We start from the raw sequence: 14,470 nt of genomic DNA, 5'->3' as shown, positions 1-14,470 counted from the left end.
CTGCCTTGATTGTCGCTGCATCACACCTCTGAATAGTACCCATGTGGTGCGACAGCAAATTTTTGACATTAGAGACCTTGCTGTGCTCTCTGAAGTACTTGGCCAGAAAAAAGACAGCGGGGCCGCATCCGCCTTGGTTTCGATGAACGACGTCCGGTTAGACCGTAATCTAACCAGTTTTGGTCGCCTACTAGCCGCAGTATGGTCGCGAGAAATCAAGGGACATTTGTTCTGGTCAGCCGACGCGCTAAGTATTGAAATTGACGAGAGTACTTTAGATAACTGGCTCGGAGCGGAGTTACGGGGGCAGTGCTCTGGGAATCTGGAATGTTATCGCGTGATGGCCGCTCTGCACTGTGGCAAAAGCAAGCTCATGTCACTCGTTTCTGCCGGAAGGCTGGAATGTGTGGACTGGGTGAGAGGTGGGAGAGACCAAATCGTTGGCGCATCCTATTTGGCATATGTTGAGAGCCTAGCCGGTCACTGATTGAGTGAAGTGTCAGGCAAGGTTCTCTGGCAATGCAATAAGATCACTCCGCGAATTCTCCAATATCCTCGTCGGCAAGATTTTCCATACGCCGAAATCCTTCATTTCCAATCTCCTTGAGTCGGGCAGCGCTGACCCGGAACTCGCCTCTGAATGTTCCCTGTGCTTCAGCCTGACCGACTTGCTTTGCACGATCCTTTTTTCTGCTTCGCTTTTCAGCCTTATCGTTCATCACGATCACCATCAGATCCAGATACCGCTATTGTAGCTCAAAACTTTGCCTCTTTTTGGGCAGATGCCTCGTTCCTGAATAGGCACCCCGTCCTTTACAGCAGACGTTGGTACTGCTATAAAATACTAGAATTTAAATAGCTAAATCAGACCATTACAGCATGCTTTTCAAGTTAGTCTCACCTAATTTTGAAAAACAGGCACAAAATCTCATGAAGAATTTGAAGCTCAAATTCCCGCTATTCAAAACCCTCTTCTAAGCCTTTGATTTCTCGAAGTCGCAAGTCTTACATTCGTTTGAAATTAACAGTGGGACGCTCCCCCAACGCCGAACAGCTCCAGCGGCTTCAGCCTGTAGTATTTCTTCTCGACGCTTTCCGATTGCTCGGCGTATGGCTGAGTCATAACTTGCTGCAGCTCTCGGAGCATGGCGTAGTTTCCTGAAGCGGCCTGCTGGTAGGCAGGCACAAGGAACCATTCCTTCAAACTGTACTTCGGATTGGCGTGCTTCATCTGGCTGGATAGCTCCTCACGAGAGCGATGTTCAGTGAGTGATTGCCATTTAGTGAGCCACGCTGACCAGCGCTGGTCCAGTCCTTCCGGGTCTGCCAAATAAGTCCGCCCGCCGTAGAAGCTTTTCTTGAGCGGCTCAATGTTGTCGGGCAACGATGAGAGTTCCCGGAAGAAGATGGTGTAATCAACGGGCGTTTGCATCATCAGCGTTGCGAGTTCTCTGAACAGATCTGGATGAAAAGCGTCGAGTCCGAGTTTGGCCGCCCACATCGTCTCCATCTGCTCCTGCATCACTCTGGGAAAATCACGTTGAATTTCGTCGAGCTGGCGCAGGCAGTCCGTGTGCTTGGTCAACAGTGGCTGCAGCGCTGAACAAAACGAGTAGAAGTTGCGCTCCGCCGCCATGGGCTGGTTCAAGAACGAAAAGTGCTGGCCGCCACCCGTCCAGGGCTGGTAATGCGGATCGAACGCGTCGCAGAATCCAAAGGGCCCATAGTCCAGCGTGAAGCCGCCGGCGGCACAGTTGTCACTGTTGAAATTACCCTGGCAGTAGCCAACGCGGATCCAGTTCGCCACAAGCGAGGTCAGTCGGCTGCGGAACTCTCGTGCCAGCCACACGGCTTTTTCAGAAGTGGGCAATGTCTGGTCGATAACGCCGTTATACTCCCGATCGATCAGGTGCAGGACGATCTTCTCGAGCTCCTCCATTGCCCCTGGGTGTTCGTTCCTGCGGGCACGACGACTGAAGAGCTCGATCTGCCCTACCCGAATGAACGACGGCGCAACCCGCGTGGAGATGGCAACGGGCTCGGAAATCAGCACATCCGGATCCATTGAGCGTGAGCCCTCCGAATACCATGGACGCCTGACTTTCTCGGTTTCCGACACGTACAGACTCAAAGACCGTGACGTTGGCACACCAAGCGCGTGCATGTGCTCCTGTGCCAGGAACTCCCGCACACTGGAACGCAGAACAGCCCGGCCGTCCGCGCCGCGGCAGTAGGGTGTACGCCCTGCCCCTTTCAGCTGCATTTCCCAGCGCTGACCGTTGATGACGGCCTCAAGCACGGAAATAGCCCGACCATCGCCGTATCCATTCCCGGTCTGAAACGGGCACTGCTGAGTGAATTCGTTGCCATAAATAGACAGTGCGTAGCCGCACGCCCAACCCACTTTGCGCATCGGCTCCGGAACATGCGACAGGTCGCCGGAGAACATACGTACGAAATCGTCTGACTGCGCCAGGCTGTCGGCGAAGCCCAGTTCGCGAAACAGGCTTTGGCTGTGCGAGACGTATTCCGGATTTTCTATTGGTGTGGGTTTGACCGGAACATAGTGGCCCGAGAAAACCTGCCTGGGCGAATGGTCGGCCCCGGTTGTTTTCGCCTCAGGGTCGCAATTAAGGGTATCCATGAATGAGTACTCTGCGAGACTCGCAAGATCCTCGAGGGCGGCGACATTGGAATGCGTTTCCCGCGGCGATCGCTTGAGCATAGGGACTCCTTCATGCATGGAGGTGTGGTTATGGACTATATCTTCTTTTTCACCCTCCGTGCGATAACGAACAGACAAGATGATTCAGGGGAGTAAGGACATTTGCATATGCCCGATATTGGTTTCTGCCTACACCCTCGTGGCCATTCCCCTCGTACACTAATACTTAGCTTGCACATAACCGGTTATTGAACCGAAGCACACTCCAGCACCAGCAACATTTGAGGTCTTATAGCCATGAACGTTCTCCCTGTGATTACTCTTTTTGGCGGCCTGGCTGCCTTCGTCACATTGGCCGTTGCACTCAGCGTCGCCGTTGGCAAAACCCAGTTGATTGAGAAGCAGAACGACGAACAGCTTACCGGCTGATTAGTTCACCACGGCTCTGCCTAACATCCGTGGAATATAGTATTTCCCCGAAGGCTCCGGACAACTAGGGTTAAAGTCAGGTCTACATTGTTGTAGCAACTGGCTATTCAGGCAGCGAGGTTTCTATCATGTCCTCGACCGAGCAACACCCCGTTCACTTTGCCCGGCGTGTGGAAGATCTGTCGGAGTCGTCGATATTTCACATCGGCCGGCGCGCCAAGGCGCTTTCCGATCAGGGACACGACATCGTCCGGATGGATGCCGGTGAACCGGATTTCGACACGCCCAGGTGGATCATCGACGCAGCCAAACAGGCGCTCGACGATGGTTACACGCGGTACACCCCCATCGCCGGTCTCTCGATACTGAAGGACGCTATCCGTAACAAGTTTGAACGGGAGAATGGCCTTCACTTCCGCGACAGCGAGGTAATGCATAGCTGCGGCGCCAAACAGGCACTCTTCAACGCCTGCCTGTCACTGCTGGGTCCTGCAGATGAAGTCGTGATCCCCTCACCTCATTGGGGAAGTTATCCGGCCATTGCAAAAATTGCAGGCGCTCGAATTGTCGAGGCGCCAACCCGACTTGAGGATGGCTTTGTCCTGACGCCCGAAACGCTTGAGCGCTGCATGAGCGAGCGTACCCGGGTGGTACTTCTGAACACGCCGAACAATCCCACCGGCCAGATATACAGCCGGGACGCCCTGGCGGCGCTGGGCGACGTGTTGCTGAATTATCCCAATGCGTTTGTTATTACCGATGACATCTACGAGCACCTGCGTTTCGGCTCTGAGCCGTTCACCAATATCCTGAACGCCTGTCCGTCCCTGAAAGATCGGACGGTGGTGATCAACGGTGTGTCGAAAGCCTATGCGATGACTGGCTGGCGCGTGGGCATTGTCGCCGGCCCGGAGCTGCTGATTGCAGAAATGCTTAAGTTACAGGGCCAGACAAACTCGCACACAGCCGCGGTTTCTCAGGTTGCAGCGGCCGCAGCCCTCAATGGCGGGCTGGATGATGTCCACAGGATGACGAACCGGTTTGCGCAGCGCGCACGCCTCGTTCAGGAAGGCATTGATCGTATTGGCAAAATCGATTGCCAGCCAGCCCAGGGCAGCTTCTACTGTTTGCCGGACTTCTCACGGGTGATTGAGAGTCTTGATGAGGTTGAAGACGACCAGGAGCTCGGCGAATGGCTGCTGGACGAACTTGGGATCGCGATGGTCCCGGGATCGGCTTTCAATGCACCGGGACACATGCGGCTGTCTTTTGCGGCTAACGAGGAATCGCTCCAGAAAGGCATGGAGCGCCTCCAGAAGGCATTTGCGTAATCAATGCCTCAGGATGTCGCCGCTGACGGATGTATTCCCAGCTGATCGTTGACCGCATCCCGGATTTCCCGGTACCGGTCGGGATTCTGGATCAGCGTTTCCAGGTCATCCTCCGGGAAAATTTCCTTTCTCTTTTTCCCGGCATCCTCTTTCGAGAAGATCGCCGGAAGCATCTGCTCCAGACAGCGCAACATCACTTCGGGCGACACCGATGCACCCGGTGAGGCGCCAAGCAAGGTGCCGTAGGTTTTATCGCTGGAAACGACGATTTCCGTGCCCATCTGTAGATTTCCATCCTTGATGATCTGCACCCGTTGGCCCGCATTCACGGGCTTCCAGTCGAATCGGCTGCTCAGGCCCGGCGCAAATGTCTCAAGCTCCTCGAGCATGCTTTTCTCGCCTTTGAAGGTTTCGGAAATCAGGTAACTCACCAGTGGAAAATGCTCCCGGGCAACGTTCAGCAGGCCCGGGATATCGTGAAGCCGCATGGACCGGAGGTAATCGAAAAAGCCGCGGCCCTTCTCTAGCACCGGTTTGAAAGACGCGAACGGACCGAACAGTAAATAGTGCTGGCCATCCGCTACCCGCAGGTCGAGGTGCGGCACGGACATGGGAGGTGCGCCAACTTTTGCCTTGCCATAGGTTTTGGCGCGGTATTGATCGGCTTGCTCTTCGCTGATGGGGGCCTGAAGGAAGCGCCCGCCCACGGGAAAACCGGTATAGCGCCGGCGGAAGGGTTGGTGGCTCCTTTTCAGTAGCGGGAACGCGCCGCCACCGGCACCCACAAAGAGAACGTCGGCCTTGTGTTGAACCCTGGCGCCTCTCTGTTCAGCCTCGATAAGCCAGGTGCCGGACGGGCTTCGGTGCACCCGTTTCACATGAGTGCCATACTCGATTTTGACACCCAGAGTCTGAACCGCGTACTCCGCCATCTTTTCCGTCAAGGCGCCAAAGTTTACATCGGTGCCGGTTTCGATCACCGTCGCAGCCATTTTCTCATGGCGAGGCCGACCTTCCATGGTGTACGGAATCCAGCTCTTGATCTCATCGAAGTCGTCCGAATAACGCATGTTTTCGAAAAAGTGATGTGCGGACATTTCCTTGAATCGAAGTTTCAGCTCGTTGATCGAGGCTTCCGATACGATGGTGCAGTGCCTGGTTTGATTGATAAAGGACGTCGGGTCCTGGATGGCGCCCTTCCCGACCAGATAGGCCCAGAACTGCTTGGCAACATTGAATTGGGCATGGATCTTCAGTGCCTTTTCAACGGAAATGACCTCTTCATCCACCGGGGTGTAATTCAGTTCGCAATTCGCTTCGTGACCGGTGCCGGCGTTGTTGAATACCCATGAGTTGCCTTCTCCCGGTCCATCAAGTCTTTCCAGGATCGTGACATCCAGGTCGGGCGCAAACTCCTTTGCCAGGGTCGCAAAGGTGGTGCCCATAATTCCCGCGCCAATGATGAATACGTTCATTTGGTCTCCTCGCCAGCTTCCGTGTCGCTGCTATCAATTAACCGGTGATGGATCGAAGGTACCACGCTTGAGCCAGACACCGGAAAACAAACCGGTATGTCCCCGGATTCACTGTACCGCCCCCACAGCAATGTCCTTTTCTGCCAGATGTTCACGCAAGCGCTCTACCCTGGCCCGGTTCACCCCGAGATCGTAGAAGCCAAGCATCGACTGAGATCGCACATTCAGGTGCCGGCCATCGTCAGCCACCAGGATCTCCAGGAAATCCGGAAAACCGAAAAAATCACTGTAGCAAGTGATATTGGCGTAGCCATACCGTGCTTCCTCCAGGGAGGCGCCGGGAAGCTCAAGCGCGGTGGACTTGATGCGGTCCCAGGATGACGGATCCAGTGGCTGAAGCAGCTCTATCGACTGGACTTGATAGAGGCCGACACTGGATTCACTGGAGACACAATTGAGAAAAGGGCTGCAGCCATCAAGCTTGAAAGCGGTACCTGAGGCGGGGACATTGCCGGTGGATGCACAGCCTGACATTGCCAACAGGCAACTTAAAACAACGAAGCGGATCGCGGTCATAAACCCTCGGAATTGTTGATAACAAAAAAATCCAATGCTCACTCACGCAATATACGCAGAACAGCCTCGATTGTGTCAGTCCAAGGCGAGCACCGTTGATTTTGAATGACAATCCCGCATCAAGGTCTACCCTAGTCATGCAGTTTACGTTAAGGTAAAGATCTCTGATGGTTATCACACCAGATGCCATCAGTTTGTCTACAATGACACTAACGACATGCCCAAAAGGCGTGTTTTGTTCCTCAGGCCAATACCCCAGGAAGAGGATTATGACAACAACAAAACCCAGAGTTGTACATAGCCCGAAGTTTACCGACGGTGCGGAATTCCGTATCCCGACCTTCAAGCTTCTGAAAGAAGACGGTTCTCTCTATAAGAGTGCCAAGGCGCCCGACCTCGACAAGGAAAAGGCCCTACGAATCTATCGGACCATGGTCACCACCCGGATCCTGGATGAGCGCATGCTCGCCGCCCAGCGCCAGGGCCGTCTGAGTTTTTACATGCAGTGTACCGGTGAAGAAGCCGCCGTTATCGGCAGCGCCGCCGCACTGGATGACAACGACATGATCATGGCCCAGTATCGCGAACAAGGCGCCCTCGCCTACCGTGGTTTCACCATCGACGAATTCATGAATCAGCTGTTCGGAAACGAACTGGACTATGGCAAAGGGCGCCAGATGCCCGTCCACTACGGCTCCAGCAAGCTCAACTACATGACGATCTCGTCGCCGCTGGCTACCCAGATTCCCCAGGCCACCGGCTATGCCTATGGCCAGAAACTCGCAGGCGAAGGCCACTGTACCATTACCTATTTCGGTGAAGGCGCCGCCTCTGAGGGGGATTTCCACGCCGCATTGAACATGGCCGCTGTTCAGCGTGTCCCCGTCATTTTCCTGTGCCGCAACAACGGCTATGCCATTTCCACGCCTGCGACCGAACAGTTCGCTGCCGATGGCGTGGCGCCTCGGGCCTATGGCTACAAGATGGATGTCATCCGTGTGGATGGTAACGACATCCTGGCGGTTCACGAAGCCACCAAAGCCGCTCGACAACTTGCGGTCGAACACAACCGGCCGGTACTGATCGAGGCCATGACCTATCGTCTGGCAGCGCACTCCTCCTCGGACGACCCATCCGGTTATCGAAGCAAGGATGAAGAAGCCGCCTGGCGCGAGAAGGACCCCATCCTGCGGATGCGCCTGTGGCTCGAAAGCAAGAAATGGTGGAGTGAAGCCGATGACAAGGAGCTGCAGGAAACCATGCGTCGTGAAGTGCTCGAAACCATGAAGCGGGCACAGAAGCGGCCCCCACCCCCATTGGAGAGCCTGGTGACTGACGTCTACGACGAGGTTCCTCCGGCCCTGGCAGAACAGTTCCAGAAACTGAAGGTGCACATCCGGAAATATCCGGAGGCCTATCCGAAGAGTGCTGAACACGCCAAGGGAGGGGCCTGATATGACGCAGATGAATATGCTCCAAGCGATCAACAGTGCCCTGGACACCGCCATGGCAGCAGACGAGCGGGTGCTGTGTTTCGGTGAGGACGTGGGTGTTTTTGGTGGGGTTTTCCGCGCCACCAGCAACCTCCAGCAAAAGTACGGTAAAGCTCGCTGCTTCAATACGCCCCTTGTCGAACAGGGCATCATTGGTTTTGCCAACGGTCTCGCCGCACAGGGCTCGGTGCCGGTCGCCGAAATTCAGTTCGCCGATTACATCTTCCCGGCCTTTGACCAGATCGTTAACGAATCGGCCAAATTCCGCTATCGGTCCGGCAACCTGTTCAACGTGGGCGGGCTGACCATTCGCGCGCCATACGGCGGCGGCATTGCCGGTGGCCTTTATCATTCCCAGTCACCGGAAGCCTACTTCGCCCATACACCGGGCCTGAAGATTGTGGTTCCGCGCAACCCGCACCAGGCGAAAGGCCTGCTGCTGGGCGCCATTCATGATCCCAACCCGACCCTGTTCTTCGAGCCCAAGCGGCTCTATCGCGCTTCTGTCGGGGAGGTGCCGGATGAGGACTACCGTCTGCCTCTCGGTGAGGCCGAAATTACGAAGGAAGGCACGGACATTACGGTTCTGGGCTGGGGCGCGCAGATGGAAGTCATAGACCAGGCCGTCGAGATGGCCGAAAAAGATGGGATTTCCTGCGAAGTGATCGATCTGAGAACGATCCTGCCCTGGGATTATGAAACCGTCGCCAATTCGGTCTTCAAGACCGGGCGCCTGGTCGTCACCCACGAAGCGCCGCTGACCGGCGGTTTTGCGGGTGAGATCGCCGCGACCATACAGGAGCGGTGTTTCCTGTATCTGGAGTCTCCGATTGCTCGGGTTACCGGGATGGACACGCCCTTCCCGCTGGTGCTGGAAAAAGAGCATCTGCCCAATCACCTGAAGGTCTACGAGGCCATCAGGTCGAGCGTCGAATTCTAGACTGGTATCAGGACAGGAGAGCAATCGTGAGTAATTTTATTCTGCCCGATATCGGCGAAGGTATCGTGGAATGCGAACTGGTCAAGTGGCTGGTCAGTGAAGGCGATGTGATCGAAGAGGATCAGCCGGTTGCCGAGGTGATGACCGACAAGGCCCTGGTCGAAATTCCGGCGCCCTACAAGGGCCGCGTGACCCGTCTTTTCTACAAGGAAGGCGATATCGCCAAGGTTCATTCCCCCTTGTTTGAGCTCGTAGAGGAAGGCCAGGACGACACTGGGGCCTCCGCGCCCCATGAGAAGGGGTCGCCTGCGACTGAGGACGCTTCTTCCGAGCGGGCTCCGGCAAAAAACGCACAGCCCGCCACGACTCCGGCAACCGCCGAACAGTCCACCGAAGACTTTATCCTTCCGGATATCGGAGAAGGCATTGTCGAGTGTGAGGTTGTGGAATGGCGCGTCGCCGAAGGCGACGAGATTGAGGAAGACCAGCCGGTGGTCGACGTCATGACCGACAAGGCAATGGTCGAAATCACCGCCCCCAAAGCGGGCCGCGTCACCAGGCTTTATCACAAGCAACAGGCCATGGCCCGGGTGCATGAGCCCCTGTTTGCGTTCATTCCGAGAGACCGCGAGGAGCACGCTGAAGCCGGGAGCGACGTTGACCAGGCTCCAGCGCGAGAGGCCGCTCCGGCGGCTGCCCAAGCGGTTGCGCCAAAACGCAGCCAGCGGGTGCCTGCCAGCCCGGCGGTCCGCCGCCTGGTCCGGGAGCATGACCTGAACCTCGGTGATATCGCCGGCTCCGGGAAAGATGGACGAGTGCTGAAAGCCGATGTTCTCGCCCATCTGGAACAGCCATCGACATCGACCCGGGTGTCGGAATCGGCGCCAGAACCGGCGGCAGGCACTCCATCAAAACCCGCTCCTGAACCAGAGGTTCGGGTGGAGCCGATCCGCGGGATGAAAGCTGCGATGGCGCGCAGGATGGTCACATCGGCGACCACGATTCCTCACTTTATCTATAGTGAGGACATCGATGTCACCGAGCTGCTGGCTCTTCGTGAGCAACTCAAGAAAGATGCTGAAGCCAGCGGTTCGCGGCTCACGCTTATGCCCTTCTTCATGAAGGCCATGGCGCTGGCCATTCAGGACTATCCCGTCCTGAACAGCCGTCTGAACGACGACGTCACCGAGATTCATTACCTGCCGCAGTGCAACATCGGGATGGCCGTCGACGGCGAAGCCGGTTTGATGGTGCCTAACGTCAAAGGCGTTGAAAAACTGACCCTGCTCGGCATTGCCAACGAAGTCTCCCGCCTGACCGAAGCGGCCCGATCCGGCCGTGTCAGCCAGGAAGACCTCAAGGGCGGCACCATCACCATCTCCAACATCGGCGCACTGGGCGGGACCTATGCATCGCCCATTATCAACGCACCTGAGGTGGCCATCGTAGCGCTGGGACGAACCCAGAAGCTGCCGCGGTTCGATGCCAATGGCCAGGTGGTTGAACGGGCGATCCTGCCGGTGAGCTGGGCGGGCGACCATCGGATCATCGATGGGGGAACGATCGCGCGCTTCTGCAATCGCTGGAAGGCCTATCTGGAATCGCCGCAGTCGATGCTGCTGCAGATGGGTTAATGGCTGTTATGGCGCAGGAAAATCATCTTCAGCAGTTTTACATACCTGAAGAGCAGTCGGTTTACCTGCTCAGCCACGACGATGCCAAAAAACTCAAGGACTGGGTGGCGCTCTGCGCCACCCAGCTCCGGCAGCTCGGGTACCGGGATATCGAGTTGATCGGTAAAGGGGCCTACGGCTTTGTGTTCGCTGGCCGCCTACGCGGCCATGGCGACAGCGGACCGGAACACGTCTTCAAATTCACCCGCATCAACCTGCCCCAGCATCTTCAGGATCGCCTTGAGGATGAGGCGTTCATCCTCGAACGTGTGCGGCATCCCAGGGTGCCAAGACTGGTTTCCTATCAGCGGGTACACAATCAGCCCATTCTGGTCATGGAACGGGCGGCCGGCCTGAACCTGGAAGAAGTCTCTCTGCAGGAAGGGCGTCTAAAGCCCCGCCTCATCATCCGGATTGCCGACCAGTTGGCGGATATCTTACGCAACCTCCGGGACGAAAACGGTCCGGTTGAGCGCCCCATCGTGCACGGGGACATCAAGCCTTCCAATCTGGTGTTTGATGCCCGCACCGAAAACATCGCGCTGATCGACTGGGGCTCCTCGGTCTTTGCCCAGTTGGACGCCAACCAGCAGTTCATCACGGCGAACGTGATGGAACTGATGTCGGACAACCTGCAGCAGACCAATGCCAGGCTCGGTGATGTCTATTTCATCGGAGACGAACAACTGAATGGTGGCCTGTCGTCGCCCCGTTTCGACGAACAGGGTGCTGCCGGGACGCTGTACGCCCTCGCCTCGGCCCAATCGTGCCGCTTCGGGCACCAGGCCATTCCGGCTACGTCGCTTGGCCTGCCGATGGAGTTCGCACGGATGCTCGATGGCATGCTGTCACCGGACCCGGAAACCCGTCTCAGAGCCGGTGATTATTACCTGCGTGAGATGCCCAGGATGGCCCGAACCGTCATGATTGACTTACCTGAAAAGCCGGCCACACCCATGGTGCCGGTGTGGGTGCGGGACACCGACCAGGAAATCGATACCGTGGTCTACAGCTCCCGTAAATCGTTTCTGCGCGAAGAAGGTGCTCCGGAGACCCTCAATGACGTCAATGACGTGCAGCTGGACCGTTACTACAAGAACTTCATGCAGGGTATGGGGGAAACCGAAAAGGCATTCCTCGCCGCTGTCAGTCGGCTGGGACGATACCCGGTTGAGGGTGGCCTGGCGGTCCGCTGGGAGACGGACGGCATCTATATTGATACCTCCCTGAATCTGCACGATCCGGCCCTGAAACCGGCGTTCGTACAAGCGGTCAACAACATGGTGTACCTGGCCCAGGCCATCTACCGTAAAGGGATTTTCAAGAGTTGCCTGTTCAACGCACGGAATACCCTGCACATCGAGCGTGACGAACCCGACCAGCCGTTTCGGGTAACCCCTGCCATGAGGCTGCATTACGAGGTCAGTGCGGTCCCGGAAGTGGAAGACGAAACGCGTGTGCATTCCTATTTTGAGGATGGACCGGACCCGGAAGAGTTTCTGGTGCTGCCCCAGTCCATCATCAACGCGCTTGAAGCCCTGAACACCATTCACCATACCGGCATGATCATCTTCGAGGCCCTGCCCCGCCACCTCAAGATCCACAGCCATTACCGGCTGCTGGATCCGGATAAGGAAGACCAATTTCGCCGTCTGCTCAACGAGATTCTCGCCTCGGTGGAACAGATCACCGGGCTCGGGGTCTCCGGCTACATGAAGATGCCCTACAAGGACACCCGGTTTTTCCCCCACATCGAGCGCTTGCCGGAGCGATACTACCCTCGCAACCCTCGGGCGGAAACCATAAGTTAATGAGACATGGGCGGTGCCTCAGCTCTCCCGAAAGCGTCGAACCACGTTATTGAGGTCTTCCGCCATGTTCGCCAGCGACCGGCTGGAGTGATTGACCTGGGTGATATCCTCCGCCAGTTTGTCGATGGCGCCGCTGCTCGCCTCAACGTTCTGCGTCATCTCCGCAGCCGTGGCGCGCTGTTGTTCCGTGGCGCTTGCAATCTGGGTTGTCATTTCAACAATCCGGTTCACCGCTGAAAGGATGTCTGTCAGCGCGGTCCCGGATTTACTGGCTTGCTCGCTGGCTTCGCCCGCCATCTGCTTGGCCTTGCTCATGTCCACGACGGCCCCGGCTGCGCCGCTCTGAAGATTGGTCACAATCCGCTCAATGTCCACGGTCGAGTCCTGAACACGCTTCGCCAGTCCACGGACCTCGTCCGCCACTACAGCAAATCCCCGACCGGCCTCACCCGCACGCGCCGCTTCGATGGCGGCATTCAATGCCAGAAGGTTGGTCTGTTCGGCGATGCCCTGAATCACTTCCAGAACACTGCCGATTTCGCCGGACTCCTGTTCAAGCTGATGAATGCGACCGGACGCTTCCTCCACCTGGTTGGCCAGTCCAGACACGGATTTTATGGCGGTTGCCACCGTCTGCTGTCCGGACTCTGCCAACGATGCCGCCTCCCGTGCCGATTCATCGGTATCGCTGGTGTTCGAGGCAATTTCCTCAGACGTGGAGACCATCTCCTGCATAGCGGCCGACACCTGGGTGATCTGGTCACGCTGCTGTTCGGAGTTGGCGGTGGTACTGTCGGTAATTCCCGACAAAGACTCGGACTCAGTCGTGAGCTGGCGGGATGCGTTCACGATTTTGGAGATCGTTTCTTCAAGGGTTTCCAGGAAGGCATTCACGGCCCCGATGAAATCGCCGATTTCATCGGGGCGGCCGGGACTCAGGCGGGTGGAAAGATCACCCTCGTTTTTGCTGATACCGTCGAGATAACCCAGAATCTCCGTTCTTGCACGCTTTACGCCGGAGGCCATCAAGCGGCTCATAAAGATAGCAACAATCAGCCCGAGCACAACAGAAGCCGTGAATGCCATAAGGGAGAGACTCAGCGCAGTGTCTATCTCGGCGTCCGCTTCGTCCGCTCCGACGCCAAGCGCTTTGAAAATGCTGTTTTCAAGATCACGGGCCATACCTGCGATTTGGGGCCCGAGCACATCCAGGGTATCTTTTTTCACCCGGGCCAGCAGCGCCTGTTGCTTCAGCATTTCACCAACCGACGCCTTGTATTTGTTCAGCTCTTCAATGGCCTTGTCCACATTGGACTTGATGTACTCCGGCACGTCCCGGCCCTCGAGCATCATCAAGCCATCAGTGATGTCCTCCAACGCCCATTCCAGTGCCTGCCTGGAGTCTTCGTCGTTGTTGGCAAGGTAACGCTGGGTTTTCATTCTCATGGTGAGCGAGTCTCGGGTGAGCTGCTCCAGCGCTCCCCGTAATTTGCTGTCCGGCTCCCGATTGGCCAGCCCATCCAGCGCATATTCAAGGGCCTCTGAAGCATTGGGCCCGTATTCGTCCAGTTCATTGGCAACAATCGACTGAACACGCTGCTTCGCAGGAACGAGTTGGGTCTTGAAAGCTTCAACGTACTGCTGTGCAGTTTTCTCTATGTTATCAACCAGCTTTTCCCGCTCAGGAGACTGAATCTCCTTCTGTGCCCTATCCATGACCTTTCCGAACTCCTTGTTGAGCTCATCAAAGCTGGCTAGAAAGGATTCGTTGCCCGAGGAATAGTAGTCAAAGGCCCTGAGTCTCATGCGGTACAGTGTGATCACTGCGTCCGTCGCTACGCCCGTATCCGGTGCCAGATCACGGGCAACCGTATCGATGCTGCCTTCGAGGACATGGAATTCGCGAATACTGAAGAAGGTAACGAATGCAAACAGCAGAAGAATGAAAACAGGTGCGATCAACAGCTTTCCTGAAACGCCCAGTTTCCGCTCCAGAGAACCAAACATTGAAACCACGGCTTTGACCTTTTTATAAGCTGGATTTTTTACCGTAACGGCAGATAGCCGCGAAACTGAA

At 56.5% G+C, this 14,470-nt stretch carries 12 protein-coding genes; 7 read left to right on the top strand and 5 right to left on the bottom strand.

Features of this window, described 5'->3' with window-relative positions:
* A partial coding sequence (locus MSNKSG1_RS19400; RefSeq protein WP_008938292.1) for a hypothetical protein occupies window positions 1-487 on the top strand: 487 nt, incomplete at its 5' end.
* Between the two features lie 43 nt (window positions 488-530).
* On the opposite strand, the gene MSNKSG1_RS05675 is transcribed toward MSNKSG1_RS19400, so the two are convergent.
* Together MSNKSG1_RS05675 and MSNKSG1_RS05670 are read right to left on the bottom strand one after the other, a co-directional pair.
* Window positions 531-719: a type II toxin-antitoxin system Phd/YefM family antitoxin gene (locus MSNKSG1_RS05675; protein ID WP_152638727.1), complete on the bottom strand. Its 189-nt coding sequence runs from the start codon at window positions 717-719 to the stop codon at window positions 531-533.
* A 302-nt stretch (window positions 720-1,021) separates the two neighbouring features.
* Window positions 1,022-2,725 (bottom strand): protein adenylyltransferase SelO, encoded by a 1,704-nt coding sequence (locus MSNKSG1_RS05670; protein WP_008938290.1) that lies wholly within the window; start codon window positions 2,723-2,725, stop codon window positions 1,022-1,024.
* A 237-nt stretch (window positions 2,726-2,962) separates the two neighbouring features.
* Here MSNKSG1_RS05670 and MSNKSG1_RS19595 point away from each other — a divergent pair, with 237 nt between their 5' ends.
* Both MSNKSG1_RS19595 and MSNKSG1_RS05665 read left to right on the top strand, forming a co-directional pair.
* The gene (locus MSNKSG1_RS19595) at window positions 2,963-3,094 is read left to right on the top strand and encodes a hypothetical protein (protein ID WP_008938289.1); all 132 of its coding nucleotides are present in this window, start codon (window positions 2,963-2,965) and stop codon (window positions 3,092-3,094) included.
* 128 nt (window positions 3,095-3,222) lie between these two features.
* A complete protein-coding gene (locus tag MSNKSG1_RS05665; protein WP_008938288.1) occupies window positions 3,223-4,425 on the top strand; it encodes a pyridoxal phosphate-dependent aminotransferase in 1,203 nt (400 codons plus the stop codon).
* An 8-nt stretch (window positions 4,426-4,433) separates the two neighbouring features.
* On the opposite strand, the gene MSNKSG1_RS05660 is transcribed toward MSNKSG1_RS05665, so the two are convergent.
* Together MSNKSG1_RS05660 and MSNKSG1_RS05655 are read right to left on the bottom strand one after the other, a co-directional pair.
* Window positions 4,434-5,900, bottom strand: a complete 1,467-nt coding sequence (locus MSNKSG1_RS05660) for a malate:quinone oxidoreductase (protein WP_008938287.1) — start codon at window positions 5,898-5,900, stop codon at window positions 4,434-4,436.
* Window positions 5,901-6,008: 108 nt separating this feature from the next.
* Window positions 6,009-6,476, bottom strand: a complete 468-nt coding sequence (locus tag MSNKSG1_RS05655) for a DUF1499 domain-containing protein (RefSeq protein WP_201764940.1) — start codon at window positions 6,474-6,476, stop codon at window positions 6,009-6,011.
* Between the two features lie 269 nt (window positions 6,477-6,745).
* Here MSNKSG1_RS05655 and MSNKSG1_RS05650 point away from each other — a divergent pair, with 269 nt between their 5' ends.
* From MSNKSG1_RS05650 to MSNKSG1_RS05635, 4 genes are read left to right on the top strand one after another with little or no spacing between them, the layout of a single operon-like run.
* Entirely contained in the window at window positions 6,746-7,930 is a 1,185-nt protein-coding gene (locus MSNKSG1_RS05650) for a thiamine pyrophosphate-dependent dehydrogenase E1 component subunit alpha (RefSeq protein WP_008938285.1), read from the top strand.
* A 1-nt stretch (window position 7,931) separates the two neighbouring features.
* Window positions 7,932-8,909 carry an alpha-ketoacid dehydrogenase subunit beta gene (locus tag MSNKSG1_RS05645; protein ID WP_008938284.1) on the top strand — a complete coding sequence of 326 codons (978 nt, stop codon included), beginning with the start codon at window positions 7,932-7,934 and terminating at the stop codon, window positions 8,907-8,909.
* Between the two features lie 26 nt (window positions 8,910-8,935).
* Entirely contained in the window at window positions 8,936-10,543 is a 1,608-nt protein-coding gene (locus MSNKSG1_RS05640; RefSeq protein WP_008938283.1) for a dihydrolipoyllysine-residue acetyltransferase, read from the top strand.
* An 8-nt stretch (window positions 10,544-10,551) separates the two neighbouring features.
* Window positions 10,552-12,393 (top strand): protein kinase domain-containing protein, encoded by a 1,842-nt coding sequence (locus tag MSNKSG1_RS05635; protein WP_040886689.1) that lies wholly within the window; start codon window positions 10,552-10,554, stop codon window positions 12,391-12,393.
* Window positions 12,394-12,411: 18 nt separating this feature from the next.
* Here the strand turns inward: MSNKSG1_RS05635 and MSNKSG1_RS05630 are convergent, their stop codons facing one another.
* Window positions 12,412-14,355 carry a methyl-accepting chemotaxis protein gene (locus tag MSNKSG1_RS05630; protein WP_040886688.1) on the bottom strand — a complete coding sequence of 648 codons (1,944 nt, stop codon included), beginning with the start codon at window positions 14,353-14,355 and terminating at the stop codon, window positions 12,412-12,414.
* Between the last annotated feature and the right edge of the window lie 115 nt (window positions 14,356-14,470).

The organism is Marinobacter santoriniensis NKSG1 (genome assembly GCF_000347775.1).
Taxonomy (GTDB): domain Bacteria; phylum Pseudomonadota; class Gammaproteobacteria; order Pseudomonadales; family Oleiphilaceae; genus Marinobacter; species Marinobacter santoriniensis.
The sequence above is the reverse complement of the archived record's forward strand: the minus strand, read 5'-3'. Positions and strand labels throughout refer to the sequence as shown.

What these genes read in the sequence shown, in the direction of transcription:
- MSNKSG1_RS05675 (WP_152638727.1), bottom strand. Translation starts at nt 719, where the DNA reads ATGAACGATAAGGCTGAAAAGCGAAGCAGAAAAAAGGATCGTGCAAAG.
- MSNKSG1_RS05670 (WP_008938290.1), bottom strand. Translation starts at nt 2,725, where the DNA reads ATGCTCAAGCGATCGCCGCGGGAAACGCATTCCAATGTCGCCGCCCTC.
- MSNKSG1_RS19595 (WP_008938289.1), top strand. Translation starts at nt 2,963, where the DNA reads ATGAACGTTCTCCCTGTGATTACTCTTTTTGGCGGCCTGGCTGCCTTC.
- MSNKSG1_RS05665 (WP_008938288.1), top strand. Translation starts at nt 3,223, where the DNA reads ATGTCCTCGACCGAGCAACACCCCGTTCACTTTGCCCGGCGTGTGGAA.
- MSNKSG1_RS05660 (WP_008938287.1), bottom strand. Translation starts at nt 5,900, where the DNA reads ATGAACGTATTCATCATTGGCGCGGGAATTATGGGCACCACCTTTGCG.
- MSNKSG1_RS05655 (WP_201764940.1), bottom strand. Translation starts at nt 6,476, where the DNA reads ATGACCGCGATCCGCTTCGTTGTTTTAAGTTGCCTGTTGGCAATGTCA.
- MSNKSG1_RS05650 (WP_008938285.1), top strand. Translation starts at nt 6,746, where the DNA reads ATGACAACAACAAAACCCAGAGTTGTACATAGCCCGAAGTTTACCGAC.
- MSNKSG1_RS05645 (WP_008938284.1), top strand. Translation starts at nt 7,932, where the DNA reads ATGACGCAGATGAATATGCTCCAAGCGATCAACAGTGCCCTGGACACC.
- MSNKSG1_RS05635 (WP_040886689.1), top strand. Translation starts at nt 10,552, where the DNA reads ATGGCGCAGGAAAATCATCTTCAGCAGTTTTACATACCTGAAGAGCAG.